Here is a 24,414-nt window from a genome sequence, read left to right as displayed (position 1 = left end):
TGGCCCGCTGACGGTCCACAGTGGGTGGTGGCGCTCAGGCGACGTGCACGAGTCGGAAGCGTTCGGTCACCACCAGGGTGTCGTCGTCCACCGTGAAGGTGGGGTCGCCCAGCTCGGCGCGTACCTCGGCGCTGTGCCAGAACGTCTCGTGCCCCGCACGCCACTGCGCCACCGACTCGTCGCCCTCCCCCTCGGCCAGGGCGTGTGGCAGGTCGACGTCGGCGAGCCGGACCACCCGTACGTCGGTCAGCTCGATGGCCGCGACCCGACGGCCGGCGGAGTCCACCACGGCGGACAGTTGACCCACCTCGGGCAGCGGCTCGTTCGCGCACTCGTACCCGGCCAGCAGGCCGGTCGTCGACGTCTTCGCCCCGGACAGGATGGCGCCCACGAGCTTGTCCCGCAGTGGCCCCGGAAACGCGAACTCGGCGAGCGGAAGATCTTCGAGGTCCATCCGCGGAGGGTACGCGCTCCGGTCAGCTGTCGGTGGTGGGTGCCTGGATTCCGGACACGCAGTACACGTCGCCGGAGTTCGCGGCGTGCGGCAGGTCGTGCAGATGCGTCGCCAGGTCGGTCGCGGACATCCACCGTCGGAACGTCATCGACTTGTCGTCGCCCACAGCGACGTCGAAGCCGTCGAAGCCCAGCGCGGTCAGGCGATCGAGACACCGGTCGGCGACCGCACGCGCGATGGTGGTGAACTCGAACGACAACGCGGGCAGTGCGCGGCTCAGACCGGCCAGCACCTCGTCCTCGAAACCCTCGACGTCGATCTTGGTGAAGGTCGGCGCGCCGTACGTCTCGATCAGCGCGTCGACGGTGACCACCGGGACCTCGATGTCGGCGTCCCACACCTGGCCCTCCCACCCGCCCGCGCCCTTCGCGGCGCGGACGAAGTCCGGCGAGGCGGTCGAGACGGTGGGGTTGGCGGAGTTGACGTGCAACCGGGCGCGCCCCGGGAGCGCGCCACACGCCGCGTCGACAAGTGTCACCTGGTCGTCGTCGGCGTAGATCGCCCGCAGGGCGCGCAGACACAGCGGCTGCGGTTCCACGGCGACCACCCGGGCACCGAGGCGGCGGAAGCTGGCGATGTGGTCGCCCACGTGGGAGCCGATGTCGAAGACGAGGTCCCCACTCCTGACGAATCGGGAGTAGAAGGCGTCCATCCTCGCGTCCCGCTCGGGATCGCCGTAGTAGACGTCCAGCGACCGGTGCAGCAGGGACAGGGCCGGGTCGGTCCGCAGCGCGGCGATCCTGGTGTCGGTGGTAGCCGTCATCTGTCTGGGTCCAGTCCGTGAGAGAGGTGGCCGGGTTACGGTCCGAAGGCGGTCAGGAACCGGTCCCGGAAGGCGTCCATCCGCCAGACCGGCGCCTGCGGCCCGGGCTTCAGCCCGTCCTGCCAGCCCCACCCGGAGATCCGGTCGAACACGGCCTGATCACGGGTGATGATCGAGATCGGCACGTCGTGGCTGGCGTTCTCGCCGGTGACGACAGCGGCGGGTTGGTGGTCACCGAGGACGATGAACACGAGGTCGTCGTCTCCGTAGGTCCGCACGTAGGAGATGAGCGAGCCGAGGGTGTACTCGATGGACTTTCGGTAGTCCGCCCGAATCTGGCCGGTGTTGCGGCGCTTGTCGTCCGACCTGCCCGCGGTCCCACGGTAGACCGCGCCGTCGCCGACGTCGGCCCAGTCGAGCAGCGGCGGAACGGGCGTCCAGGGCGCGTGACTCGACACCAACGCCAACTCGGTCATCACGTTGCCGTCGCGCTTTCCCTGCTCCAGGCGCTGCCAGCTGGCCAGCGTGTACTGGTCGGGCGGGGTGCCGAAGCTGAACTTCGGGCCACGGTACGCGAGCGCCTTGGCGTCGTAGAACCGGTCGTAGCCGAAGAAGGAACCCTCCGGCCACGCCCTGGTGACAGCGGGCATCACGCCGACGGTCTGCCAGTTCGCCCGCCGGAAGGCGCCGTTGAGGGTCATCCGGTCACTGGCCAGCAGGGTGCGGTGCCGCTGGTCGTTGTCGATCCAGAGGCCGGAGAGCAGCGTGTCGTGCGCGAGCCAACTGCCGCCACCGAAGGTCGGCGAGGTGAGGAAGCCGCTCTGCGCGGCGAAACCCGCTGTGCTCAGCTCGCTGGTGCCGCGGTCGAGGACCGCACCGACCTGCGGCGCGAACTCCGGGTCCTCCACGGCGTCCCGGCCGTAGCTCTCCACGAAGGCGACCACCACGTTCTTGCCGCGCAGCGCGGTCAGTAGCTGGTCACCGGGGGTGTCGCCGAACCTGTCGTCCTCGATCAGCGCGCCGAACGTCTCGCGGTCGTCGAGGCGCAGGCGCACCTGGAAGCCGTGACCGTTGGCCAAAGTGGTAGCGGACGTGTCGGCGACCGGCACGCCCTCGACCACCCGCACGTTGAACGCGGCGCAGGCCACCCAGACGACCACCAGCGCGGCCACGATCCGGGTGGTCCCGGTGCGGTGCCGGACCACCAGGCGCCGCAGTCGCCGCATCGACAGCGTGACCAGTGTGGGGAGGCCCACGAGCACCACCGCCAGGGTGATGGCGACGCCGATGGCGGCGGGTCGACCGTACGACTCGCTGAGGAAGTCGAACCCCTCGTCGAGGAGCGCCCAGTCGAGCACCGGATCGAACGCCCGGCTCAGCGAGGCGGTGAACCCCAGGTCGAGCAGCTTCAACAGGCCGAGCAGGCCGAGGGCCACGCCGGCCAGCGTAGCGACCAGTCGGCTGCCACGAGACGGCAGGGCGAGCAGGAGGGCGACGACCAGCAGCGCCTCCAGGGGGATGCGCGCGAACGCCGCCGGGCTGAGTCGGCCGAAGTCGTACGGCACGGTGAGGACGAGCAGCACGAGCAGCGCGGCCAGCACCGTCGTCAGCCGGGCGGCGATGGAGCGTTTCGGCCGATCCTCGACGTCGGTGCCGTCGTCGATGCCGTCCGAGACCTCGTCCCTCATCGCCCTCCGTCCCTGGCTCGGCAGCTGACGTACACGCGTCAAGAGCGACAACCCGGGCATCCTTCCATGATCTTTGTTGGGCGCGGCATCCGGGCGGCTCAGACGCGGGCGATCCCGCGTCGGGCCACGGTGACAGCGGGGTGGTCCGACCAGGGCAGCGCATCCGTCCGGCCCGGGCCCAGCGCCGCTGCGGCGCTCGGGGCACTGTGGCTCATCGGGCTGCTCGCGTGGACCATCGCGACCGGGGCGTCGTGGACGTCCGGGGCGTGTTGGTTGCGCGGGTCGTCGTGGATGACGGTGTGGCGGAGGTGACGGGTCGTCCAGAGCCACGCGACGTCACGCCCGAACGACTCGACCAGCAGCGCCAGTGACGCCAGCAGCACGACTGTCGTCAGCGGCCCGGGCAGCGCGTCGCCCATCGCCACCGTCAGCACCACGCCCTGGATGGCGGCGACGACCTTGCGCCAGTAGCGCGGCGGCAGGGATCCGCGCATCCACCCCAGCACCCAGCTGGCGGCGACGAAGACATACCGCATCGCCCCGATCGCGAGCACCCAGCCACCCACAGTGGGGGCCACGTGCAGGCAGAGCACCAGGACCAGGAAGGAGTCAATCTCCATGTCGAAGCGCGCGCCGAGCTCGCTGGTGGTCCCGGTGCGGCGGGCCGTGTACCCGTCCACGGCGTCGAGGGCCAACGCCACGCTGGTGAGGACGACCATCAGTGTGATCGGCGCCGACCGGCCGAACGAGTCGGCGGCCAGGGCCGTCACGCCGCCGACGAGGATCGCCCGGCTCAGGGTCACCCGGTCGGCCGGGCTGAGCGCACCCGCGCCCGAGCGGGACATCCCCCGGCTGAGCAGGGCGCACAGGACCACGCCGTACGCCAGCCCCGCCACCCAGCCCGCCGCGCCCAGACCGACAGCCTCCGCCAGAACCGCCAGCAGGACGATCTGCACGAGCAGTCCGATGACCGGACCAGTTCGAACCGTTGACATCGTGCCTCCGTGACTCTGGTGGGTGACCCTGACCGTCATCACGGAAAATATGACTGATCGGTTCATTCTGAACGCGATCCGGCAGGGTGCCACGGAGGACGTGCCCCTTCGGCGGGCGGTTAATCGTCCATGGTGGGTGGCCCGGCGTCGGCTGACGGGTCAGGGCGTCGGCAGGGTGAGCACGTCCGCGCCGTCGTCGGTGATGGCGATGGTGTGCTCGCTGTGCGCGGTCCGGCAGCCCGTCGCGCTGCGCAGGGTCCAGCCGTCGGCATCGGTGACGAGCGTGGCGGTGTCGGCCATCACCCAGGGCTCCAGCGCCAGCAGCAGCCCCGGGCGTAGCCGGTAGCCGCGACCGGGGCGCCCGGTGTTGGAGACGTGCGGGTCCTGGTGCATCGTCGATCCGACGCCGTGGCCGCCGAACTCCGTGTTGACCGAGTATCCCGCCGCCGTGAGGACCGAGCCGATCGCGTGGGAGAGGTCACCGATGGGAACGCCGGGGCCGGCGGCGGCGATCCCCGCCTGCAACGCGCGCTCGGTCGCGTCGATCAGCGCGAGACTCTCCGGGGGCCGCACGTCGCCCACGATGAAGCTGACGGCCGAGTCCGCGACGACTCCCCCCTGGGAGACGGCGAGGTCGAGCGAGAGCAGATCGCCCTCGGCGAGCGGGTAGTCGTACGGCAACCCGTGCAGCACGGCGTCATTCACCGACGTGCAGATGTAGTGGCCGAACGGCCCGCGCCCGAAGGACGGCTCGTAGTCGACGTAGCAGGACTGCGCCCCGGCCTCGGTGATCATGGCCTGCGCCCACCGGTCGATGTCCAGGAGGTTGGTGCCGACCACGCAGCGGCTCTTCAGCGACTGGAGGATGCCGGCGACCAGCGCGCCGGTGTCCTTCGCTCGCAGCACGTCGGTGGGGCTCAGGATCTCGATCATGCAGCGCCTTCCTCGGGCCACCAATAAGTATCCCGGCCATATTATCCCGGTACTAGAATCGGGTCATGGTCAGGTTGCCGCTCACTCCCGAAGAACTCGAACGCGGACAGCGCCTCGGCGCGCTCCTGCGTCGAGCCCGTGGAGAGCGTTCGATGCTCCTCACCGCGCTGGACGCGGGCGTCTCGCCAGAGACCCTTCGAAAGATCGAGTCCGGCCGGATAGCCACCCCCGCCTTTCCGACCATCGCGGCGATCGCCGACGTCCTCGGCCTCTCCCTCGACGCCGTCTGGTCGGAGATCAACACGTCGGACGGCAGCGCCGGAATCCCCCGGCCGCCGCGCACCGCGCGCGAACGGTTGGCGTCCTAGCGCGCTCTTCGGGACGGCCTGTCGTCAGGGGCGAACCGCGAATGCGGTCAGGAACCGAATGATCTGCGGGCTGTCACTGCGCTGCCGGCAAAGCGCTTCCCACGATAGATAACCTAACAGCGATCCTTCCCGGTCGGTATCGGGCAGACGCCCGACTGCGCAGGTCAGTGGCGGTGGCTAGGTTCGCCCAATGCCCACCAACATGATCAGTGCGGAATCTGCGGGTACCTGGACGCTCGGCGACCTGAGCGTCAATCGGATCGGATTCGGCGCAATGCGCCTGACGGGTAACGGCAGCGCGGCGAGCGACCGCGCGCGCGTCATCGGAGTGCTACGTCAAGCCGTCGACCTCGGTGTGAACCACATCGACACTGCGGCGTTCTACTTCTCGCCGCTCCGGTCGGCCAACGAGTTGATCAACACTGCACTGTCGCCGTACGCCGACGATCTGGTCATCACCACGAAGGTCGGACCGGGCCGCGATCCCTCGGGGAAGTGGCTGCCGCTGGCCCGGCCGGATCAGCTGCGTGGACAGGTCGAGGAGAACCTGCGCCAACTCGGCCGCGACCATCTGGATGTCGTGAACCTGCGCCAGGACGGGCTGGACTCGGTGGCGGAGCACTTCGGCGCGCTGGCCGAGCTCCGTGACGCCGGACTCATCCGGCATCTCGGCCTGTCCAACATCCGTCCGCACCACCTCGCGCAGGCGCAGGCGATCGCCCCGGTTGTCTGCGTACAGAACACGTACGGTGTCGACACCCGACGTACGCAGGACCAACTCGTGCGTACCTGCGGCGACCAGAACGTCGCATTCGTGCCGTTCTTCGCGATCGCCGGCGACCGACGTGAGGCCGGCGGCGTGGCCGTCAACACGGCAGTGGAGGCCATCGCGCGCACGCACGGCGCGACGCCCGCACAGGTGCGGATCGCATGGACCCTCAGCCGCGGCCCGCACCTGCTGGCCATCCCCGGTACCGGCAACCCCGATCACCTGGTCGAGAACCTTGCCGCCGGGGCGCTGGTCCTGTCGCCGGACGAGTTGGCCAGCCTCGAGTAGCGGCCCCGGCAGGAGGCAGCCCCGCCACGACCTCGACGGAAGGCCCCGTCACTGTGCAGGCAGCGACAACGCCCGTTCCCATCCCTCCGCGCGACACCTCGTGGCTCGTTGCCCGAGGACTCATCCCCGATCACGGCCCTCGGCGGGTCCTGGCCTTCGCGACCTTCGTCAACATGCTCGGCAGTGGCATCTTCATGGCCAGCGCCGTGCTCTTCTTCACCCGATCCGTCGGGCTCCCCCTCGCGCAGGTCGCTCTGGGGATGGGCATCGCAGCGCTCGTCGGGATGCTCGCCGGGGTTCCGGTGGGACATCTCGCCGATCGTCGAGGCCCGCGCGAGATCTACCTGCTGACCCTGGTCATCCGGGCCGCCACCATGGCCGCTTTGGCCTTCGTGCACACGTTCTGGCCGTTCGTCGTCCTGGTCTGCCTCACCCAACTCGCGCACTCAGCCGGCGGGGCGTCTCGCGGTCCGCTGGTGCGTGGCTTCGGCGGCACCAACATCGGCCGGTACCGGGCCTATCTGCGGTCGGTCGCCAACCTCGCGGGATGTTGCGGCGCCCTCGCCGCCGGCGCCGCAGTGCAACTGGACACCCGCGCGGCCTACCTGGCCCTGGTCGTCGGCAACGCCGTCAGCTTCGTGGCATGCGCCGCCATCATCACTCGGCTGCCCTCGCTGCCGCCCGTTGCAGCGCCCCAGCTGACCGGGCGCTGGATCGCACTGAAGGACAGGCCCTTCCTGGCAGTCACAGTGCTCGACGCCATCCTGGGAATACAGGGCCAGGTACTGGTCTTCGCGCTGCCGGTGTGGATCATCGCGCAGACCGACGCGCCACGCTGGTTCGTCGGGGTGGCCGTGCTGGTCAACACCGCCCTCGTCGCGACGCTGCAGGTCAGAGCGAGCCGGGGAGTCGACTCCAGTTCAGCGGCAGGTCGGGCGATGCGCCGCTCCGGGTTGGCGTTCCTGATCGGGATGGCCCTGATCGCCGCCACGTCGGAGATGCCCGGATGGGTAGCCGTCACGGTGATCACGCTGGGAGTCGCATCGCACACCGTCGGCGAGCTGTGGCACGCGGCGGGCTCACTCGAGTTGCAGTTCCGGCTCGCCCCCGCGCACGCGCAGGGGCAGTACATGGGAATCTCCGGACTTGGCACGGGCCTGGCCAACGTCGCCGCCCCTTCCATCCTGGGCCTGCTCTGCATCGCCTGGGGCGCCCCCGGCTGGCTGCTGATGGGCGGCATCTTCGTAGCGGTCGGGCTCGCCGCCCCGGCGGTCGTCCGATGGGGCGAACGAACGCGCCCGGACTCAGCGGAGGCCATCTAGAGACCGGCGAGAGCTGGTCCCGGTCGACGAACGACCGGGACCAGCGGGTGGTGCGCTCAGGAGGCGGCGATGCCCTCCATGCCGATGCCGTCGGCGAACTTCGGCAGACCCTCGACAGTGGTGACGAGGTTCAGCGACCCGTCCTCGTGCACCTTGTAGCCCTGCACGTTGCCTGCGGTGGCATTCTGCACGTACAGGAAGCCGTCGCTGGTGGTCATGTCGATCGACCCGCCGTTGGTGTCGGCGGCGACGTTCTTGACGAGTTCGAGCTTGCCGTCGTCGGTGACCCGGTAGGAGCTGATGGTGGAGCTGCCGGCGTTGGCGACGAAGAAGTAGTCGCCGACGCGCTGGATCCAGCACGGCGCCTGCTGCCCGTTGGGCACCGACGGCCCGACCTGGTCGAGCGCGCCGTCGTCCTCCAGCTCGAACCGGCTGACCGCGTTCGCACCCGACTCGGTGACCAGCAGCGAGTCCTCGCTGTCGAAGGTGAAGCCGAACGGGGTGTTCCCCGCGTCGCTGATGACGGGGTTACGGGACAGTTTGCCGTTGCGGCCGATCTCGTAGCTGAACATGACGTTGGCGCCCTTTGTCGACACCAGGACGAACTCGCTGTCCGGGTCGATCTTGACCTGGGCCGGAGCGGTCCCGAACGCGGGCGGGTTGCCGTTGTGCAGCCCGAGCGACCGGTTGGCGTCCTCGATCCGCGACAGGCGCCCCTTGTGCAGTTCGAAGCCCTGCACCGAGCCCTCGCCGCCGGCGTTGAGGACGTAGACGAGGTCGCCACGGGCCGCGACGCTGACCGGCAGCAGACCGCCGGACCAGATGACCTGGAGCTTGTGCAGCTTGGTGCCCTCGACGCGGAAGACCGTCACGGTGTTGCTGCCGGCGTTCACCGCGAACAGCAGTCCGCGGTGGTAGGTCAGGGAGCCCTGCGAGGCCAGCGCGTCGAGCGGCGCACCGATGGTGAAGCCGCCCAGCCCGCCGGTCTCGTACTCGCCCGCCTTGGTGAGACGGCCGTCCTCGTCGCGGTCGTACACCTTGATGGTGTTGCCCTCGGCCTTGTTGGTCTGGACGAAGACCGCTCCCTCCTCGCCGTGCTGGTAATCACCCCCCTTGCGGTCGTCGTGGTACCCGGGGCCACCGCCATCGGCGACGGCGGTCCCGGGGATCGATCCGATGCTGGTCAGACCTGCCAGGAGGGCTGCCGCGAGCGCGACACTGCGCTTCATCACTGACTCCTTATGCACCCGAAGGGAGGAATACGAGTTTTCCTCTCCTTCGAAAGCTATCGGATCAGCTAGGTGTGTTTGCCGCACTTACCCTAAAGCGGTAATTTCGTGCCGCTCTGTCGAATGACCGGACGTACGGACAGATGTGGCCTACGGCGAAGCGGACCTTCGGCCCGTCAGGGCAGGAACTCGGCGGTCAGGCTGATCAGCGCACGGGCGGCGGCCCCGACCGGGCGGTCCACCGGGGTGGCGAGGGACGCCGTCCAGATCAGATCAGCGCCGGTGACGCTCAGCAGGCGCACCCCGTGGTCGTCGGCGACGGCGAAGCGGGGCAGCAGCGCGATGCCGAGCCCGTGCCGCACGTATTCAGCGCCGGTGGCGATGTCGGGTATCTCGATCGTGACGCGCCGGGACAGGCCGGCGCCCGCGAACGCCCGGTCGGTCACGGCCCGGTTGCCGTAGCCGACCGGGGAGTCGATGAAGTCCAACCCGGCGATGTCGGCGAGGGTGACCGCCTCGCGGGTCGCCAGCGGGTGGTCGTCCGGGACGACGAGGTCGAGGACCGAGCTGGCCAGCTCGGTGAGGTGGATCTCCGCCGGAGGCGTGCCGGGCAGCGAGACGAACGCGAGGTCGAGGCGGCGTTCCGCGAGGGCGTCGATGAGCCCCTGGGAGCCGTGCGGGGCGACGCTGGTGTGCAGCAGCACTCCGGGGTGCCGGCGGTGGAACTCGCCGAGCAGGGCCGGCAGGTGCAGGAGTCTGATCGAGGTCATCGTGCCGATGCGCAGGGTGCCGCGCAGGCCGCCGTGCACCTCGGCGACCGCATCGCGGGCGTCGCGGGCCGCGTCGAGGGCGATCCGGGCGCGCGGCAGCAGCGCGGCACCGGCGTCGGTGAGGCGTACGCGCTTGGAGTTGCGGTCCAACAGTGACGCGCCCAGTTCCCGTTCGAGGGTCTTGACCGCGGCCGAGACGGCGGACTGGACGACGTGCAGGCGGGCGGCGGCGCGGGTGAAGTTCTGTTCCTCAGCCACGGCGACGAAGTACTCAAGTTGGCGCAGCTCCACACCACCAAGTATCACCGATCGCGATCGTCGCGAACATCAACTTTCGTTGGACTTGATCCTTGGGCGAGGCAACAGTGGGGTCATGTCCCTGTCGACCCTGACACCCCGCCCCACCACGTCCGACCGCGGCGACGGCTCGTCCCGCCGCCACGGCCGTGGCTTCTGGGCGATCGCCCTGGCGTTCCTGACCGCGATGGCGTTCTGCACGGTGCCCGCCCCGCTCTACCCGCTCTACATGGCGCGGGACGGTTTCTCCACGTTCATGGGCACCATCGTGTTCGCGGTCTACGCGGTGGGCGTGGTGATCAGCCTGCTGCTCGCCGGTCACGTCTCGGACTGGGTCGGCCGCAAGAAGATCCTCATTCCGGCGTTGGCGTTGGAACTGGTCGCCGCCGCCCTGTTCCTGGGTGACCCGTCCCTGCCGGTGCTGCTGGTCGCCCGGCTGGTGAGCGGGCTGGGCATCGGTCTGATCACCGCGACCGCCACCGCGTACCTCCAGGAGCTGCACGCCGCGCACCGGCCCGGCTCGTCCCGCCAGCGCTTCGAGATGGTCTCCACCGCCGCCAACATCGGCGGCCTGGGCGTCGGCGCGTTGGTCGCGGGCGTCCTCGCCCAGTACGTCGACGCGCCGCTACGTACGCCGTACCTGGTGTTCGCCGTCCTGCTGGCGGTCAGCATCGTGGCGGTCGCCCTGACCCCGGAAACCGTCGAGGAGCGGCTGGTCAAGCCCACCTACCGGCCGCAGCGGATCAGCGCCGACCACGGGGACCGGGCCGGCTACCTGGCCGCGACAGCCGCCGGTTTCGCCTCGTTCGCCGTGTTCGGCCTGTTCACTTCGGTCGCCCCGGGTTTTGTCGCGGGTGCCCTGCACCTCCCGTCGCGGGCCCTGGCCGGGGTGATCGTGTTCGCCGTGTTCGGCGGTGCGGCAGTGGCGCAGACCCTCACGAGCCGACTGGCCGCCCCGGCGAAGGTACGCCTGGGGCTGCTGGCCCAGGCCGTCGGCGTGCCCGTCCTGCTGGTGGGGATGCACACCGCCAGCCTCTCGGTGTTCCTGGTCGGCGGGGTGGTCGCCGGCATCGGCGCCGGCGTGCTCTTCAAGGCCGCCGTCGGCGCCGTCGCGGCGATGGCCGCACCCGCCCAGCGCGGCGAGGCCCTGGCCGGGCTGTTCCTCATCGGCTACCTGGGGATGATCCTGCCTTCCGTCGGCATCGGCGTCGCCACCCAGGCCGTCACCGCCGGCACGGCGATGAACTGGTTCACCGGGTTGCTGCTGGTCATGCTCGCCGGCGTGGCGGCGCTGTTCCGCCACAGCGCAACGGCACAAGCCCGATGAGCCGCACGGCCTGAAGCCGCTCGGCCAAGATCCGCACAAGAACAGGGAAAGTGCTGCCTCACCGGCCGAGGAGGCACCTGCATCCCGGAAGTTGTGCGGATCTTGGCGGGCCAGACGCGGGGAGATCCGGGTCAGCGCGGGTCGGGCCACCACGGTTCGAGGTGGGTGGGGTCGGCGACGTACTGCGCCACCTGCGTCCGCTGCTCCGGCGTCAGGGACAGCGCCTGGAGTCGTGCGCCCCACTCGGGCACCCGGTCGGCCTTGTCCAACGCGGTGGCCAACTCGATCAGGCCGGCCAACGCCATCGCCTGCTCGACCACCGGGGCGTCCTCGGCGCGGCGGCGCATCCCCGAGTCGAGCGCCCGGTAGGCCGCCCTGTCGTCCATCTTGAACTCGCGCAGGATCCGCGCGTTGTCGAGCACCCGGGCCAGCCCGTCGAGCTCCTTCGACCCGCCGTACTCCACGTCCTTCGGCTCGTCCCGCTGGATGAAGACGATGGTGTTGCCCGACGGGTCGACGATGCTGAACCGCGACGACCCGGCGCGGAAGCGGGTCATCCGGGGTAGACCCTTGACCAGCACCTTGCCGTAGCTGCGGCGCATCGCCTCGGTGAACGCCGCGTGGTACGACGCCACCGCGTCCACCATCACCAGGCACCCGCCGGACTGCTCCTTCGCCGGGTCCAGGTCTTTGGGCGCCGGGCCGTAGTGCAGCTGGAACCCACTCCAGGTGAACGCCAGGTACACATACGGCCTGAGTTGCTCGAAAGCCACAGCGAACCCGAGCGCCCGCCAGAACGCCAGGGTCTCCTCCGGGGCTGGGCAGTGCAGCAGCGGCACCGTGGTCTCGTTCGGTTGGACACGGTCCTGGTTGGTCGTCATGGTCGCTCCCGGTCCGGTCGGCAGGCCGGCCATTGTGCCAGCACCACCGAGCGGCCTCGACGGGTTTCGTCTCCTACCCAGGGAGGAGGCGCGCTCCGACCACCGGCCGCAACCGGGGCTCGCGGTCGGACGCGATCGGTGGGCACGGCCACGAACATCTACAGACATGACTACCGTTGTGCGCCGGGCGACGCGCTGGAACCGCCGGCTGATGTTCCTGGTATCCGTGATGGCGGTGTGCGGCGTCGTCGCTCTGGTCGGCATCCTCGTCGACTCACGCGTCCTCACCGGGGCGCCGATCTGGCTCAAGCCGTTCAAGTTCGCGGTGTCGTTCGTGCTGTACGGCGCGACGCTCGCCTGGATGCTCTCCCTGCTGCCACGCCGCAGCCGGGCCGTCGAGAGGGCGGTCGTCGTCATCGTCGCGGTGGCTGTCGTCGAGAACGCGTGGATCATCGGTCAGGTGATACGCGGGCAGACCAGCCACTTCAACGACAGCACGCCACTGAACACCGCGCTGTTCGCGGCGATGGGCGCGGCGATCGGGGTGCTGTTCTTCGCGCACCTCGTCATCGGGATCGTGGTCCTGATCCAGCGGATCCCCGATCGGGTCGCCGCGACAGCCGTCGGGTGGGGGCTCGGGCTGTCCCTGCTGGGCATGCTCGCGGCGGTGCCGATGGCGCTGCCGATGCAGGACCCGGGGATCGAGGGGATCGGTGGGGCGCACAGCGTCGGCGTTCCCGACGGTGGGCCCGGGTTGCCGATCGTCGGCTGGAGCACCACGGGTGGTGACCTGAGGATCGGGCACTTCGTCGGGCTGCACGCCCTCCAGGCGTTGCCGATCCTGGCGATTCTGCTGACCCGGTTCGCGACGCGGTTGGACGAGCGCACCCGCGCCCGGCTCCTCGTCGTCGCGGGCGGCGCGTACGGCGTACTCACCGTGCTGTTGACCTGGCAGGCCCTGCGCGAACAGCCGCTGTTGCGGCCGGACGCCGTCACGCTCGCCGCGGTCGCGGCCCTGGTGGTCGCGACGGCGACCGCGACCGGCCTGGTGCTGGCCCGCCGACGTCGCCCGGAACTGGCGCTGGCCGCGTGACCGCCACGCTGTTCTCCCTGACGTTCGCGGTGGCCGCGCCGTTCTGGGCGCTGATGATCCTGCTGCCGCGCTGGTCGTGGACCGCCCGGATCATCGCCTCGCCGCTGATCGTGCTGCCGGTCGTGGTGATCTACGCGCTGCTGGTGATCCCGGCGTTCGGCGACGTGCTGCCAGCCGTGGCGTCGCCGACCCTGGCCGGGGTGCGCGACCTGCTCGGCACCTCCACTGGGGCCGCGGCGGGTTGGGCGCACATGATCGCGTTCGATCTGTTCGTCGGACGGTGGGCGTGGTTGGACAGCCGCGATCGGGGGGTGCCGGCGCTGGTGATGGCTCCGGTGCTGCTGCTGACCATCCTGCTCGGACCGCTCGGCCTGGCCGCGTACCTCGCGGTCCGGACCCGGTGGCGGCGGCCGACGGCCGTCGCCACCGGCCCGCAGCACCTAGGCTGACCACCGTGAGCTGGCCGGGGCGACTGTTCGACATGCGGGACACGCTCGTGCGGATGGCGCTGCTCGACCTCGCCGGTCTGGGCTACCTGCTCTTCGTTCCGCACTCCGCCAGCACACCCACGACGACACAGTGGATCCTCGCGGTCCTCGCGTTCACTGTGGGGCTGGCGGTGCACCGCTGGCCGGTGGTCAACCTGCTGACGCAGGCCGCCCTGCTGACGGTCGCGATCCGCCTGGTCGACGACTTCACCATCAACCAGGTTGGCGCGAGTTGGGCCCTGCTCGAGATCACCATGCGGGCGCGGCGCTCCCGGACCATCTGGCTGTCCGCCGCGCTGCTGGTGGTGGTCGACCTGACCGACTCGGTCGGCGACCCGGTCGGCCAGGTCGCCTCGGGCGTCGTCGGCCTGGCCCTGGAGGTCGGTGTGCCGGTGCTGCTCGGCCTCGTCATCCGCACCAACCGGGAGCTGAGTCGGCAGGCCGTGGAGCGGGCGGTGGCCGAGCAACGCCAGCACGAGTCGGAGAGTCGTGCGGCCCGCGCCGACGAACGCAGCGCCATCGCCCGCGAGCTGCACGACGTCGTCGCTCACCACGTGGCGTCGATGGTCCTGCGGGTCGGCGTGGCCCGGCACGTGCTCACCGACCTGGACCCGCGGGTGGGCGAGGTCTTCGACGACGTGCACGGCACCGGCACCTCGGCCCTCGCGGAGCTGCGCCGGCTGGTCGCGGTGCTGCGCAACCCCGACGGGGTACGCGGCGACGCGGCGTTGACCGCTATCGAACCGTCCGCGCTGCCGGCGGCGATCGGCGCGTCCATCGACCGGGCCCGGCAGGCGGGTGTCACCGTGGAGGCCGATCTCGACCCGGCGATCGGTTCGCTCGACGCGGTGCGCGGCATGGCGGTGCTGCGACTGACCCAGGAGGCGCTGACCAACGTGGCCAAACACGCGGGGACGTCCGCGCTCGCGCACCTCGTGGTCGCCGTCCGGGACGGCTCCGTGCACTGGGAGATCACCGACAACGGGCGCGGCGGGGTGCCGGCGGGCGTGCCGGCCGGTGGCGGGCACGGCATCACCGGGATGCGCGAGCGTGTCGAGGTCCTCGGCGGCCGGCTGGAGGCGGGCCCGACCGACACCGGGTGGCGGGTGCGTACCGTCCTTCCGGCCGTGGCCGCCGCGCCCGCCGACCCGCCGGCCGGGTCGGTGCCCCGCGACCGGGAGGCCCCGGCCGGGTCGCCCGCGCCGGAGCCGGCGTGATCCGGGTGCTGCTGGTCGACGACCAGCACCTCATCCGGGCCGGGTTGCGCATGCTCTGCGACGCCCAACCCGACATCGAGGTCGTCGGGGAGGCCGACAACGGCCGTGAGGCGATCCCGCTGGCCGGGCGGCTCCTCCCCGACGTCGTCGTCATGGACCTGCGGATGCCCGGTGTCGACGGGATCACCGCGACCAGCCGGATCCTCGCCGAACGCCCCGCCACCCGCGTCCTGGTGTTGACCACGTTCGGCGACGACGACCACCTCTACCCCGCGCTGACCGCCGGAGCGTGCGGGTTCCTGCTCAAGGACGCGCCCCCGACCGAGCTGCTGGACGGCATCCGCCGGGCCTCCGTCGGCGACAGCCCGTTCAGCCCGGAGGTGCTGCGTCGCCTCGTGCAGCGCGCGGTGCACGCCCGCCCCGGGTCGCCACCGGCCCTGCCGGGCCTGACCGCCCGGGAACGGGACGTGCTCGACCTGGTCGCCGAGGGCCTGTCCAACACCGAGATCGCCGACCAGCTCCACATCGGTGTGACCACCGTCAAGACCCACATCACCAGCCTGATGACCAAGACCGACAGCCCCAACCGGGTACGCCTGGCTCTGTTCGCTCGTGGTGTCTGACGCTCAGGCCCGCATCCGCGCGGACACGGCGATGACGAGCACCAGCGGCACGATCAGCAGGGCCGGGGCGACGACCGGCAGGTGCAGGGCGACAACGGCGCCGACCGCCGCGCCGACCATGAGGGCCAGCAGCACCTGGGCCTTGGGGCGCAGGCTGGCCCACGGGCTGCGCGCGGCGACCCCGGCGATCAGGCTGGTGAGCGTGCCGGTCAGGTACGTGGAGGACAGGCCGGACACCCCGAAGCGTTGGATCGCACTGCTCTGCACGCCCAGCGCGACAGCGGACAGCATCAGCAGCGCCAGGTGGACACCCGCGTCGGGGGTGTGCAGGGTGACCTCCCAGACGACGGCGAACACCACGAACACCGACAGCTCCAGGACCAGCGCCCAGGTGACCCGCCGAGGCCAGACCGGATCGTCGGGCTGTGCCGAGCCGACGACGCGGGCGCCCGCGAGGACACCGACGATGAAGCTGACGATGGCGCAGCTCGACGTCAGAGCCAGGTCGGCTTCGCCCCGGCCGGCCGAGAGCCCGAGCAGGACCATGTTGCCGGTCATCACGCTGGCGAAGGCGCCGCCGAGGGCGAGGAAACCGAGAGCGTCGGCGCTCCCGGTGAGGAAGGTGAGGACGACGACAAGCGCCTGCCGTCGCCGTAGCAGGCGCTCGTCTCGGTGCGGGGCGACGCGGGGGTGGGTGACGCGGGGCGCTGTGCTCGACACTGTCGGCCACCTTCCAGTAATTGTTCTTCGTATACACTTTGTCCGGACACGTTCACGGAGAGGCGACCAGGTGGCTGAAGACCTACGGGACAAGCTCGGCGCACAACACCTGCCGCTACGCGATCAGGTCCTCGCCGCGCTGCGGACCGCCATCATCGACGGCGACTACCTGCCCGGGGAACGGCTGACCGAGGACCGGCTCGCCGAGGACTTCGGCGTCTCCCGCAACCCCGTCCGGGAGGCGCTGCGCGTCGCCGAGGCGGAGGGGTTCGTCGTGATCCTCCCCCGCCGGGGAGCGGTCGTCGCCTCACCGAGCAGCGGGACCATCACCGACATGTTCGCCGTGCGCGAGCGCCTGGAGACGCTGGCCGCCCGGCTGGCCGCCGAGCGGGCCACAGCGGCCGACGTGGCGTCCCTGCGCGCCCTGCTCGACCAGGGCCGCGAGGCGACGCAGCGCCAGGACCTGGCCCGGGTCGCCGAACTGAACAGCACACTGCACCTGCGCATCCTCCAGATCAGCGGAAACCCCTGGCTGTCGTCGATCGCCAAGTCGCTCTACCTCCATGTCCAGTGGGTCTTCCGGCTCGGGGCGGCCGAACGCGCGCCACACTCGTGGGCCGAGCACATCCAACTCGTCGACGCCATCGAGTCAGGCGACGGTGACCGCGCCGAGCGGGCCGCGCTCGACCACCTCGACGCGGCATCCGCCGCCGCGTACGAGAACGCCGAAGGCGGCTACGGCGCCCGCTGACGGGCGCGCGGCCATGGCGCCCGCTACCGGCCGCACGCGTAGCCCTGCATCCCCCGGGGGTTCGCGCCGGCCGCCAGCACTCCCGTCGCCGGGTCACGGGTCACCGCGCAGAGCCGACCGAGGCTCCACCCGTCGGTGACCCGCACCTCGTGCCCGTACGCCCGCAGGGCGTCCAGCACACCCTGGTCGAGCCGGTCCTCCACCACCAGGACACCGGGCTCCATGTCGCGGGGATAGAACGACCCCGGCAGGCTGACCGTGTGCCACGCCGGCGCGTCGATGGCCTCCTGAAGGCTCTGCCCACCGACGAGGTGCCGCAGCAGGAACGGCAACTGCCACTGGTCCTGCTGGTCGCCACCGGGGGTGCCGCAGGCCAGCACCGGCTCGCCGTCGCGGTGCACCATCGTCGGGCTCAACGTCGTACGCGGTCGGCGGCCCGGCGCCAGTGACGAGGCGAGCCCCTCCTCCAGCCAGAACATCTGCAACCTGCTGCCCAGCGGAAAGCCCAGCTCCGGAATCGTCGGAGAACTCTGCAACCAGCCGCCGCTGGGCGTCGCGGAGATCATGTTGCCCCAGCGATCGACAACGTCCACGTGACAGGTGTCGCCCCGGGTCACCCCGTCCGACTGCACCGTCGGCTCTCCGGTGGTGGCATCCGTCGACCCGGTATGCCGCCCGGCACCCTGTCGGACGTGGGCGGGCAGGCGTGGCTGCGCCCCGTCCGGACGACCCGGGCGCAACTCCGCCAACGCGCGATCGCCGATCAGGGCGGCCCGCTCCCGGGCGTACTGCGGCGAGAGCAGCGCCTTGGCGGGCACGTCGGCCCCGTCGCCGTACCAGGCCTCCCGGTCGGCGAAGGCGAGCTTGAGCGCCTCGACCTGGGCGTGCACACCCGCCGCGGTCGCCGGGTCGTACGCGCCCGGGTCGTCGAGCGCGTCCAGTGTGGCCAGGGACTCCAGCAGCACCGGCCCCTGACCCCAGAAACCCGTCTTCGCCACCGAGTAGCCGTGCCAGTCGAGGGTGGCGGGCGGCTCCCAGCTCGCCGAGTACGCGGCCAGGTCGTCGCCGGTGACGAGCCCGGCGTGCGGGCGGCCGCTGGAGTCCTGGAACGGTCGCCGGCTGAACGCGTCGATCGCCTCGGCGACGAAACCCGTGCTCCAGGCCCGACGCGCGGCCTCGATCTGGGCCTCCCGGTCGGCGCCGGCCGCCCGTCCCGCCTCGACGAGCCGGCGCAGGGTGTCCGCGTACGCCGGGTTGGTGACCAACTCCCCGGCGGCGGGTGGTCGGCCGCCGCGCAGCCAGAGCGCGGCGGAGGTGGGCCAGTGTTCCTCGAACAGTGGCCGTACGGCCGCCACGGTGTCACCGACCCGGCCCACCAGCGGGTGCCCGGCGCCGGCGTAGCCGATCGCCGGCTCCAGCACCTCGGCGAGGGTGAGCGTGCCGTGTTCGCGCAGCAGCAGGAGCCAGGCGTCCACGGCGCCGGGTACGGCCGCCGCGAGCGGCCCGGCACCCGGGATGAGGTCCATCCCGAGGGACCGGAAGTGCGCGATGGTGGCGCCGGCCGGCGCCGGCCCCTGCCCGCACAGCACCTTTGGCCGGGGGTCCCGTGCGGTGGCCACGATGGCCGGCACCTCGCCGCCCGGCCCGTTCAGGTGCGGCTCGACGACGTGCAGGACGAAACCGGCGGTGACAGCGGCGTCGAAGGCGTTGCCCCCGCGTTCCAGGATGCCCATCGCCGACTGACTGGCGAGCCAGTGGGTGGAGGACACCATGCCGAAGGTGCCCTGCAACGTGGGTCGGGTGGTGAACGTCATGACAACACCTCACTGGGATCTGCGGTACGAACGTCGGGACCGGTGCCGTCCGGCCGGACCAGATGGCACGCGGCCATGCCGTCGCCGATGGCGGTCTGCGCCGGCACCTCCGTCGCGCACCTGTCGAAGGCGAGCGGGCACCGGGTCCGGAACCGACAACCGGACGGCGGGTCGAGCGCGGACGGCAGGTCGTCGCCGAGCAGCACCGGCTGACGGTGGCGCTGACGCACCGGGTCGGCCACCGGCGCGGCGGAGAGCAGGGCCTGCGTGTACGGGTGTGCGGGCCGGGCGAAGATCCGCTCGCGGCTGCCGGTCTCGACGAGTTGACCCAGGTACATGACAGCGATGTCGTCGGCCAGGTATTCGACGGCGGAGAGGTCGTGGGTGATGAAGAGGCAGGCGAACCCGATGTCGCGTTGCAGGTCGGCGAGGAGGTTGAGCACCGACGCCTGCACTGACACGTCGAGCGCGCTGGTGGGTTCGTCGGCGATGAGCAGCATGGGCTCGGAGATCAGGGCCCGCGCGATGCTGACCCGTTGACGTTGCCCGCCGGACAGCTCGTGGGGGTAGCGACGGGCCACCTCGGCACGCAGGCCCACCCGTTCGAGTTGGGGGGCGACGCGGGCGTCCCGCTCGCGCCGGGAGACCCGCTTGCCGGCCAGTCGCAGCGGCTCGGCCACGATCTCGCCCACCAGCATCCGCGGGTCCAGTGACGCGGCCGGGTCCTGGAAGACGATCGACACCGCGCCGCGATGGGGGCGCAGTCGCCGTCGGGACAGGTGGGTGACGTCGGTGCCCGCGATCCGGACCGTTCCCGCTGTCGGTTCGACGAGCCGCACCACACATCGGCCCACTGTCGACTTCCCGGAACCGCTCTCCCCCACCAGGGCCGTGACCCGGCCCCGCGGGATGGTCAGGGACACCCCGTCCACGGCCCGCACCGGGCCGAAGTGCATCACCAGGTCCGCGATCTCCAGGGCGTTCGGCTGCGGCGTCATCGGTTCGCCTCCTGAGCTGCCGTCGGTGCCGTCGTGCACGGGTGCCAACAGGCCGCGACATGGTCGGTGCCACCGACATCCTCCAACGGCGGGGCGGCCGCCCGGCACCGCTCGTCGGCGGCCGGGCAGCGATCCGCGAAGGTGCAGGCGTCGGGTTGGCTGGCCAGGACGGGCACCAGCCCGGGGATCTCGGTCAACCGGTCGGTGCCGGCGTGCCGGCCCGGCTGCGGTGACGCCGACAGCAGCCCGGCCGTGTACCGGTGCCGTGGGTGGGCGAACAGGTCGTCCACCGGCGCCCGTTCCACCACCCGGCCCGCGTACATGACGACGACGCGGTCCGCGATGTCGGCGATCACGCCGAGGTCGTGGGTGATGATGAGGACGCTCGTGCCGAGCCGGTCGCGCAGGTCCCGCAGCACCTGGAGGATGCCGGCCTGGACGGTGACGTCCAGCGCGGTGGTCGGCTCGTCGGCCACCAGCACCTTCGGGCCGCAGGCCACCGCCATCGCGATCATCACGCGCTGGCGCATGCCGCCGGAGAGTTGGTGCGGATAGTTGTCGACCCGCTGGGCGGCGGACGGGATCCCGACGAGCGTCAACAGTTCGACGGCGCGGGCCCGCGCCGCCCGTCGGGACATCCGTTCGTGGACCTGGAGCACCTCCCCGATCTGCCGCCCGACGCTGAGCACCGGGTTCAACGACGTCATCGGTTCCTGGAAGATGTAGGCGATCTCCCGGCCACGGACCCGACGCAGGGCCGACTCGCGGGCCCCGACCAGTTGAGTGCCGTCCAGGCGCACCGACCCGGTGACCCGGGCGCTGCCCGGGAGCAGCCCGGCGAGGCTCATCGCGGTGACGCTCTTTCCGCACCCCGACTCGCCCACCATCCCGACGATCTCCCCGGCTGCGAGGTCCAGGCTGACACCGTCGACCGCCGAGACGGTGCCGGTCTCGGTCGGGAACGACACCGACAGATCGCGGATCTCCAGCACGGGCGCGGAGGCGGTGGTCATCGCCGGTCCCCCTTCGGGTCGAGGGCGTCGCGCAGGGCGTCACCGAAGACGTTGAACGCCAGCGCCAGACCCATGATCACCACGCCGGGGAAGACGGCGGCCCACGGTGCGCGGGCGGCGAACTGCTGGGCGGTGGCCAGCATGGTGCCGAGACTGGGCGCCGGGGGCTGGATGCCGAGGCCGAGGAAGGACAGCACCGCCTCGCCGAGGATCGCGGCCGGGATGGCGACGGTGGCCTGCACCAGGATCACCGAGGTCGCGTTGGGCAGGATGTGCCGGGCCAGCACCCACAGGTCACTCGCGCCGTCCACGACGGCCGCCGCGACGAAGTCCAGCGACTTGAGGCGCAGCGTGTCCGAGCGGACGACCCGGATCACCCCGGGGATCTGGGCGATGCCGATGGCCACCGCCGCGTTGCCGAGGCTGGCGCCCCGGATGGCCGCCAACCCCACCGCCATGATCAGAAACGGAAATGCCAGCAGCAGGTCGGTGAAGCGCGAGATAACCGCGTCCCAGGCCCGGAAGTAGCCGGCGGCGAGCCCGAGCGGCACGCCGATGACCAGCGACGTGGCCACCGCCAGGAGCCCCACCTGCAACGATGCCCGAGCGCCGAGCATGATGCGGGACAGGACGTCCCGGCCGAGATCGTCGGTGCCCAGCAGGTGCCCGGCGGTGCCGGGAGGCGCGAACGTACGGGCGAAGTCGGTCTGGTCGACCGAGTAGGGCGCGAGCCAGGGCGAGAGCAGCGCGATGACGCCCGCCAGCGCGAGCACGACGAAGCTCACCACGGCGAGCGGGTTGCGCCGCAGCCGCCGCAGCACGCGGGTACGCCGGGTGATGCTGGCGGTGCCGGTCTCCGCCATCGGTACGGTGAGGACGGTCATGCCGGATCTCCCGTCACCCGGATGCGTGGATCGATGACCGAGTAGAGCAGGTCCACGAAAAAGTTGATCACGATGTAGGCGGCAGCGGTGAGCAGGACGACGGCCTGGATCACCGGGTAGTCCCGTTGGAACACCGCGTCGATGGTCATCTTGCCGAAGCCCGGCAGCCCGAAGATCTGTTCGGTGACGACAGCGCCCGAGATCAGCCCGCCGAGTTGGAGACCCACGACTGTCACCACCACGATGAGGCTGTTCCGCAGGGCGTGCCGGGTGATGACGGCGCGCGGTCGCAGCCCCTTCGCCTTGGCCGTGCGCACGTAGTCGGAGGAGAGCGAGTCCAGCATCGCCGACCGGGTCTGCCGCATGATGATGGCGGCCAGGCCGGTGCCGAGGATCACGGCCGGCAGGACGATGTGGTGCAGGTTGTCCACGGGGTCCTCCAGGATCGGCACGAAGCCGGAGGCGGGGAAGAGCCCGGTCGCCACGGACAGGTAGAGGATCGCCAGCAGCCCCAGCCAGAAGTGCGGCACCGACAGGCCGATCAGGGCCAGGCCGTTGGCGAGCCACTCCGCCGGACGTCCACGACGGACCGCCGCGAGCACCCCGGCGCCGACGCCCAGCGCCGCCGCGATGAGGATCGCCAGGACGGACAGCTCGACGGTCACCGGCAGGGCGGTCGTGAGCATCGACGAGACCGGCGTGCCGGTGCGGATGGACACCCCGAAGTCGCCCTGCGCCATGCGCTCCACGTACTGTCCGAACTGCACAGGCAGCGGCTGGTCCAGCCCGTAGTGCCGGCGGATGGCCTCCAGGGCCTCCGGCGACCGGTCCTCCCCCGCCAGGGCGAGGGCCGGGTCGCCGGGGAGCGCCCGTACGCCGACGAAGACCACGATCGTCGACAACAGCAGGGTCAGCGCCGACTGCCAGGCGCGGGTGAGCAGATATCGGGCCACGACGGCCTACTTGCCGAAGCCGGCGAAGGCCGCCCGGATCACGCCGTCCGGGTAGACCTGAAGGCCCTGGATCTGCTTGCTGACGGCGGTCAGGTTGCGCTGCCGGTAGAGGTAGATCAGGGCGTCGTCCTGCTGGAGCAGTGTGACCGCCTGCCCGTACAGCTTCCTACGCTCCTCGACGTCGCCGGCCTGTCGGGCCTGGGTCAGCAGTGTGTCGAGCTGGGGGTTGCTGTAGCCGGCGACGTTCTGGCTGGCGCCGGTGCCGACGAAGTTCGTGATGTTGGCGTCCGGGTCGATCCGTCCGCTCCAGCCCAGTTGCAGCAGCTCGAAGTTGCCGCGGTCCTGCTCGTCGAGGAGCGACGAGTACTCCACCGGGTTGATCTTCAGGTCGAATCCGCCGTCCTTGACCATGGACTGCAACGCCTGCGCGAGGCGCAGCGTGTCGGGGGTGTTCGAGGCGAGCATCGTGACCGTGTACGGCGTCTGCACGCCAGCTTCGGCCAGCAACTGCTTGGCCTTGGCGGGGTCGTGCGCCGGGCAGGTCTGCGCCTCGGGCGACGAGAACGTGCTCGCGGGCGAGATCGGTGAGCAGGCGGCGGCGTGCAGACCGTTGAAGACCGCGTCGACAAGGGCCTTGCGGTCGATGGCGTGCTCGAAGGCCTGCCGCACCTTGGCGTTCTGGGCGAGCGGGCGGTTGATGGGCTTGGGGGCGGTGCCGACGCCGTCGACGTTGCCGACGTTGATGGTCAGGCCCTGGTAGCCGAGGGACTGCGACTGGAGGACGGAGACCGCCGCGTCCTGCCGGAGCGAGGCGACGTCCTGAGTGGAGACCGAGTCGGCGACCTGCGCGTCGCCGGAGCGCAGGTTGGCGGCGCGGATGCTGGCGTCGGTGAGGATCCGCCATGAGATGGCGTCCAGGTGCACCTTGCTCGCGTCGTAGTAGTTGGGGTCCCGCACGACCTCGATGGAGTTCTGCGGCACCCGCTTCGCGAACTTGAAGGGGCCGACGCAGACCGGCGCCGAGGCGAAGTCGTCGCCTCGGGCCTGGAGCGCCTGGGCACTCATGATCATGCCGGCCCGGTCGGCGAGGGCCCCGAGCAGCGGTGCGAACGGCTGCTTCAGCCGCAGGACGACGGTCTGCGCGTCCGGGGTGTCGACGCCGTCGATGGGGCCGAGTTCGCTCTTGCGCGCCGACCGGGCGTTGGTGAGGTGGCGTTGCAGGGTGGCCTTCACCGCTGCCGAGTCGAACGCCGTGCCGTCCGCGAAGCGCACGCCGGGTCGCAGCGGAATGGTCACCGTCCGGCCGTCGCCGCTCGTGGTGGGCAGGGCCGTCGCAAGCTGCGGTACGACCTGCGCCTGCTCGTTGACGTCGTAGAGCTTCTGGCACATGGCTTGGAAGACGTAGCGGGAGTAGAGGCTTCTCGACAGCGTCGGGTCCAGCGCGTCGGGCTCGGCGGAGAGGGCGATGACCAGCTTGCCGCCCTGCTTCACGGCCGCGGGGTCGGCGGGGGTACCGAAGGAATCCTGGCCTGCCGACTGGTCGCCGCCGGACGGGTCGCCGCTGTCGTTGTTCGACACCGGTGAGCAGGCGACGACGGTGCAGACGACGGCGGCCGCCACCACGGCGGCCCGGAGCACCCGGCGGGGCAGGTTCGTGTCGCGGACGGAGAGGTTCGTCATGGAGAGCTCCTCAAGTGGGCGATTCGGGGAGCGTAT

23 protein-coding genes and 1 pseudogene are annotated in these 24,414 nt (G+C 71.0%); 9 read left to right on the top strand and 15 right to left on the bottom strand.

Annotation, left to right across the window (positions count from 1 at the left end):
* Nucleotides 1-34 precede the first annotated feature (34 nt).
* From OG598_RS07835 to map, 5 genes and pseudogenes are all read right to left on the bottom strand, one after another.
* Nucleotides 35-454, bottom strand: a complete 420-nt coding sequence (locus OG598_RS07835; protein ID WP_328653767.1) for an ASCH domain-containing protein — start codon at nucleotides 452-454, stop codon at nucleotides 35-37.
* A gap of 22 nt (nucleotides 455-476) precedes the next feature.
* Nucleotides 477-1,277, bottom strand: a complete 801-nt coding sequence (locus OG598_RS07830; protein ID WP_328653766.1) for an FkbM family methyltransferase — start codon at nucleotides 1,275-1,277, stop codon at nucleotides 477-479.
* A gap of 35 nt (nucleotides 1,278-1,312) precedes the next feature.
* Nucleotides 1,313-2,965, bottom strand: a complete 1,653-nt coding sequence (locus OG598_RS07825; RefSeq protein ID WP_328653765.1) for a sulfatase-like hydrolase/transferase — start codon at nucleotides 2,963-2,965, stop codon at nucleotides 1,313-1,315.
* Nucleotides 2,966-3,267: 302 nt separating this feature from the next.
* A pseudogene (locus OG598_RS07820) lies at nucleotides 3,268-3,960 on the bottom strand (CDP-alcohol phosphatidyltransferase family protein); the annotation flags it as partial.
* A 159-nt stretch (nucleotides 3,961-4,119) separates the two neighbouring features.
* Nucleotides 4,120-4,893, bottom strand: a complete 774-nt coding sequence (gene map / locus OG598_RS07815) for a type I methionyl aminopeptidase (RefSeq protein WP_328653764.1) — start codon at nucleotides 4,891-4,893, stop codon at nucleotides 4,120-4,122.
* 65 nt (nucleotides 4,894-4,958) lie between these two features.
* Here map and OG598_RS07810 point away from each other — a divergent pair, with 65 nt between their 5' ends.
* The 3 genes from OG598_RS07810 (at nucleotide 4,959) to OG598_RS07800 (ending at nucleotide 7,640) form a co-directional block, all read left to right on the top strand.
* Nucleotides 4,959-5,261 (top strand): helix-turn-helix domain-containing protein, encoded by a 303-nt coding sequence (locus tag OG598_RS07810; RefSeq protein WP_328653763.1) that lies wholly within the window; start codon nucleotides 4,959-4,961, stop codon nucleotides 5,259-5,261.
* Nucleotides 5,262-5,451: 190 nt separating this feature from the next.
* Nucleotides 5,452-6,318, top strand: a complete 867-nt coding sequence (locus tag OG598_RS07805; protein ID WP_328653762.1) for an aldo/keto reductase — start codon at nucleotides 5,452-5,454, stop codon at nucleotides 6,316-6,318.
* A gap of 53 nt (nucleotides 6,319-6,371) precedes the next feature.
* Entirely contained in the window at nucleotides 6,372-7,640 is a 1,269-nt protein-coding gene (locus OG598_RS07800) for an MFS transporter (protein WP_328653761.1), read from the top strand.
* A 56-nt stretch (nucleotides 7,641-7,696) separates the two neighbouring features.
* On the opposite strand, the gene OG598_RS07795 is transcribed toward OG598_RS07800, so the two are convergent.
* A complete protein-coding gene (locus OG598_RS07795) occupies nucleotides 7,697-8,869 on the bottom strand; it encodes a lactonase family protein (RefSeq protein WP_328653760.1) in 1,173 nt (390 codons plus the stop codon).
* 176 nt (nucleotides 8,870-9,045) lie between these two features.
* Complete coding sequence (locus tag OG598_RS07790) at nucleotides 9,046-9,945, bottom strand: LysR family transcriptional regulator (RefSeq protein ID WP_328653759.1); 900 nt, start codon at nucleotides 9,943-9,945, stop codon at nucleotides 9,046-9,048.
* 67 nt (nucleotides 9,946-10,012) lie between these two features.
* Here OG598_RS07790 and OG598_RS07785 point away from each other — a divergent pair, with 67 nt between their 5' ends.
* The gene (locus OG598_RS07785) at nucleotides 10,013-11,263 is read left to right on the top strand and encodes an MFS transporter (RefSeq protein ID WP_328653758.1); all 1,251 of its coding nucleotides are present in this window, start codon (nucleotides 10,013-10,015) and stop codon (nucleotides 11,261-11,263) included.
* Nucleotides 11,264-11,394: 131 nt separating this feature from the next.
* Here the strand turns inward: OG598_RS07785 and OG598_RS07780 are convergent, their stop codons facing one another.
* Nucleotides 11,395-12,144: a glyoxalase gene (locus OG598_RS07780; protein WP_328653757.1), complete on the bottom strand. Its 750-nt coding sequence runs from the start codon at nucleotides 12,142-12,144 to the stop codon at nucleotides 11,395-11,397.
* A gap of 166 nt (nucleotides 12,145-12,310) precedes the next feature.
* Here OG598_RS07780 and OG598_RS07775 point away from each other — a divergent pair, with 166 nt between their 5' ends.
* The 4 genes from OG598_RS07775 to OG598_RS07760 are packed head-to-tail and all read left to right on the top strand — an operon-like array spanning nucleotide 12,311 to nucleotide 15,565.
* Nucleotides 12,311-13,237 carry a hypothetical protein gene (locus tag OG598_RS07775; protein ID WP_328653756.1) on the top strand — a complete coding sequence of 309 codons (927 nt, stop codon included), beginning with the start codon at nucleotides 12,311-12,313 and terminating at the stop codon, nucleotides 13,235-13,237.
* On the top strand, nucleotides 13,234-13,686 hold the full coding sequence (locus OG598_RS07770; RefSeq protein WP_328653755.1) for an ABA4-like family protein: 453 nt from the start codon (nucleotides 13,234-13,236) through the stop codon (nucleotides 13,684-13,686). The genes OG598_RS07775 and OG598_RS07770 overlap by 4 nt, the downstream gene beginning before the upstream one ends.
* The gene (locus OG598_RS07765; protein WP_442931496.1) at nucleotides 13,683-14,942 is read left to right on the top strand and encodes a sensor histidine kinase; all 1,260 of its coding nucleotides are present in this window, start codon (nucleotides 13,683-13,685) and stop codon (nucleotides 14,940-14,942) included. The genes OG598_RS07770 and OG598_RS07765 overlap by 4 nt, the downstream gene beginning before the upstream one ends.
* Nucleotides 14,939-15,565: a response regulator transcription factor gene (locus OG598_RS07760; protein ID WP_328653753.1), complete on the top strand. Its 627-nt coding sequence runs from the start codon at nucleotides 14,939-14,941 to the stop codon at nucleotides 15,563-15,565. The genes OG598_RS07765 and OG598_RS07760 overlap by 4 nt, the downstream gene beginning before the upstream one ends.
* Nucleotides 15,566-15,568: 3 nt before the next feature.
* Here OG598_RS07760 and OG598_RS07755 read toward each other — a convergent pair whose 3' ends face one another.
* Nucleotides 15,569-16,285: a YoaK family protein gene (locus OG598_RS07755; protein WP_328653752.1), complete on the bottom strand. Its 717-nt coding sequence runs from the start codon at nucleotides 16,283-16,285 to the stop codon at nucleotides 15,569-15,571.
* A 70-nt stretch (nucleotides 16,286-16,355) separates the two neighbouring features.
* Here OG598_RS07755 and OG598_RS07750 point away from each other — a divergent pair, with 70 nt between their 5' ends.
* Nucleotides 16,356-17,036, top strand: coding sequence for a GntR family transcriptional regulator (locus tag OG598_RS07750; RefSeq protein ID WP_328653751.1), 681 nt, complete (start codon nucleotides 16,356-16,358; stop codon nucleotides 17,034-17,036).
* 23 nt (nucleotides 17,037-17,059) lie between these two features.
* On the opposite strand, the gene OG598_RS07745 is transcribed toward OG598_RS07750, so the two are convergent.
* The 6 genes from OG598_RS07745 to OG598_RS07720 are packed head-to-tail and all read right to left on the bottom strand — an operon-like array spanning nucleotide 17,060 to nucleotide 24,378.
* Complete coding sequence (locus OG598_RS07745) at nucleotides 17,060-18,850, bottom strand: gamma-glutamyltransferase family protein (protein WP_328653750.1); 1,791 nt, start codon at nucleotides 18,848-18,850, stop codon at nucleotides 17,060-17,062.
* Nucleotides 18,847-19,848, bottom strand: coding sequence for an ABC transporter ATP-binding protein (locus tag OG598_RS07740; protein ID WP_328653749.1), 1,002 nt, complete (start codon nucleotides 19,846-19,848; stop codon nucleotides 18,847-18,849). The genes OG598_RS07745 and OG598_RS07740 overlap by 4 nt, the downstream gene beginning before the upstream one ends.
* Nucleotides 19,845-20,861, bottom strand: coding sequence for an ABC transporter ATP-binding protein (locus OG598_RS07735; protein ID WP_328653748.1), 1,017 nt, complete (start codon nucleotides 20,859-20,861; stop codon nucleotides 19,845-19,847). Before OG598_RS07735 ends, OG598_RS07740 begins: the two co-directional genes overlap by 4 nt.
* Nucleotides 20,858-21,745, bottom strand: a complete 888-nt coding sequence (locus tag OG598_RS07730; protein ID WP_091399349.1) for an ABC transporter permease — start codon at nucleotides 21,743-21,745, stop codon at nucleotides 20,858-20,860. Before OG598_RS07730 ends, OG598_RS07735 begins: the two co-directional genes overlap by 4 nt.
* A complete protein-coding gene (locus tag OG598_RS07725) occupies nucleotides 21,742-22,698 on the bottom strand; it encodes an ABC transporter permease (RefSeq protein WP_328653747.1) in 957 nt (318 codons plus the stop codon). The genes OG598_RS07730 and OG598_RS07725 overlap by 4 nt, the downstream gene beginning before the upstream one ends.
* A 6-nt stretch (nucleotides 22,699-22,704) precedes the next feature.
* Nucleotides 22,705-24,378 carry an ABC transporter substrate-binding protein gene (locus OG598_RS07720; RefSeq protein ID WP_328653746.1) on the bottom strand — a complete coding sequence of 558 codons (1,674 nt, stop codon included), beginning with the start codon at nucleotides 24,376-24,378 and terminating at the stop codon, nucleotides 22,705-22,707.
* Nucleotides 24,379-24,414: the final 36 nt, after the last annotated feature.

The organism is Micromonospora sp. NBC_00330, from assembly GCF_036136635.1.
GTDB lineage: Bacteria > Actinomycetota > Actinomycetes > Mycobacteriales > Micromonosporaceae > Micromonospora > Micromonospora salmantinae.
Note: the sequence above shows the minus strand (reverse complement) of the source record. Positions and strands in the feature narration are given on the sequence as shown.

What these genes read in the sequence shown, in the direction of transcription:
- OG598_RS07775 (WP_328653756.1), top strand. Translation starts at nt 12,311, where the DNA reads ATGACTACCGTTGTGCGCCGGGCGACGCGCTGGAACCGCCGGCTGATG.
- OG598_RS07785 (WP_328653758.1), top strand. Translation starts at nt 10,013, where the DNA reads ATGTCCCTGTCGACCCTGACACCCCGCCCCACCACGTCCGACCGCGGC.
- OG598_RS07805 (WP_328653762.1), top strand. Translation starts at nt 5,452, where the DNA reads ATGCCCACCAACATGATCAGTGCGGAATCTGCGGGTACCTGGACGCTC.
- OG598_RS07830 (WP_328653766.1), bottom strand. Translation starts at nt 1,277, where the DNA reads ATGACGGCTACCACCGACACCAGGATCGCCGCGCTGCGGACCGACCCG.
- OG598_RS07835 (WP_328653767.1), bottom strand. Translation starts at nt 454, where the DNA reads ATGGACCTCGAAGATCTTCCGCTCGCCGAGTTCGCGTTTCCGGGGCCA.
- OG598_RS07795 (WP_328653760.1), bottom strand. Translation starts at nt 8,869, where the DNA reads ATGAAGCGCAGTGTCGCGCTCGCGGCAGCCCTCCTGGCAGGTCTGACC.
- OG598_RS07745 (WP_328653750.1), bottom strand. Translation starts at nt 18,850, where the DNA reads ATGACGTTCACCACCCGACCCACGTTGCAGGGCACCTTCGGCATGGTG.
- map (WP_328653764.1), bottom strand. Translation starts at nt 4,893, where the DNA reads ATGATCGAGATCCTGAGCCCCACCGACGTGCTGCGAGCGAAGGACACC.
- OG598_RS07780 (WP_328653757.1), bottom strand. Translation starts at nt 12,144, where the DNA reads ATGACGACCAACCAGGACCGTGTCCAACCGAACGAGACCACGGTGCCG.
- OG598_RS07810 (WP_328653763.1), top strand. Translation starts at nt 4,959, where the DNA reads ATGGTCAGGTTGCCGCTCACTCCCGAAGAACTCGAACGCGGACAGCGC.
- OG598_RS07740 (WP_328653749.1), bottom strand. Translation starts at nt 19,848, where the DNA reads ATGACGCCGCAGCCGAACGCCCTGGAGATCGCGGACCTGGTGATGCAC.
- OG598_RS07730 (WP_091399349.1), bottom strand. Translation starts at nt 21,745, where the DNA reads ATGACCGTCCTCACCGTACCGATGGCGGAGACCGGCACCGCCAGCATC.
- OG598_RS07720 (WP_328653746.1), bottom strand. Translation starts at nt 24,378, where the DNA reads ATGACGAACCTCTCCGTCCGCGACACGAACCTGCCCCGCCGGGTGCTC.
- OG598_RS07735 (WP_328653748.1), bottom strand. Translation starts at nt 20,861, where the DNA reads ATGACCACCGCCTCCGCGCCCGTGCTGGAGATCCGCGATCTGTCGGTG.
- OG598_RS07825 (WP_328653765.1), bottom strand. Translation starts at nt 2,965, where the DNA reads ATGAGGGACGAGGTCTCGGACGGCATCGACGACGGCACCGACGTCGAG.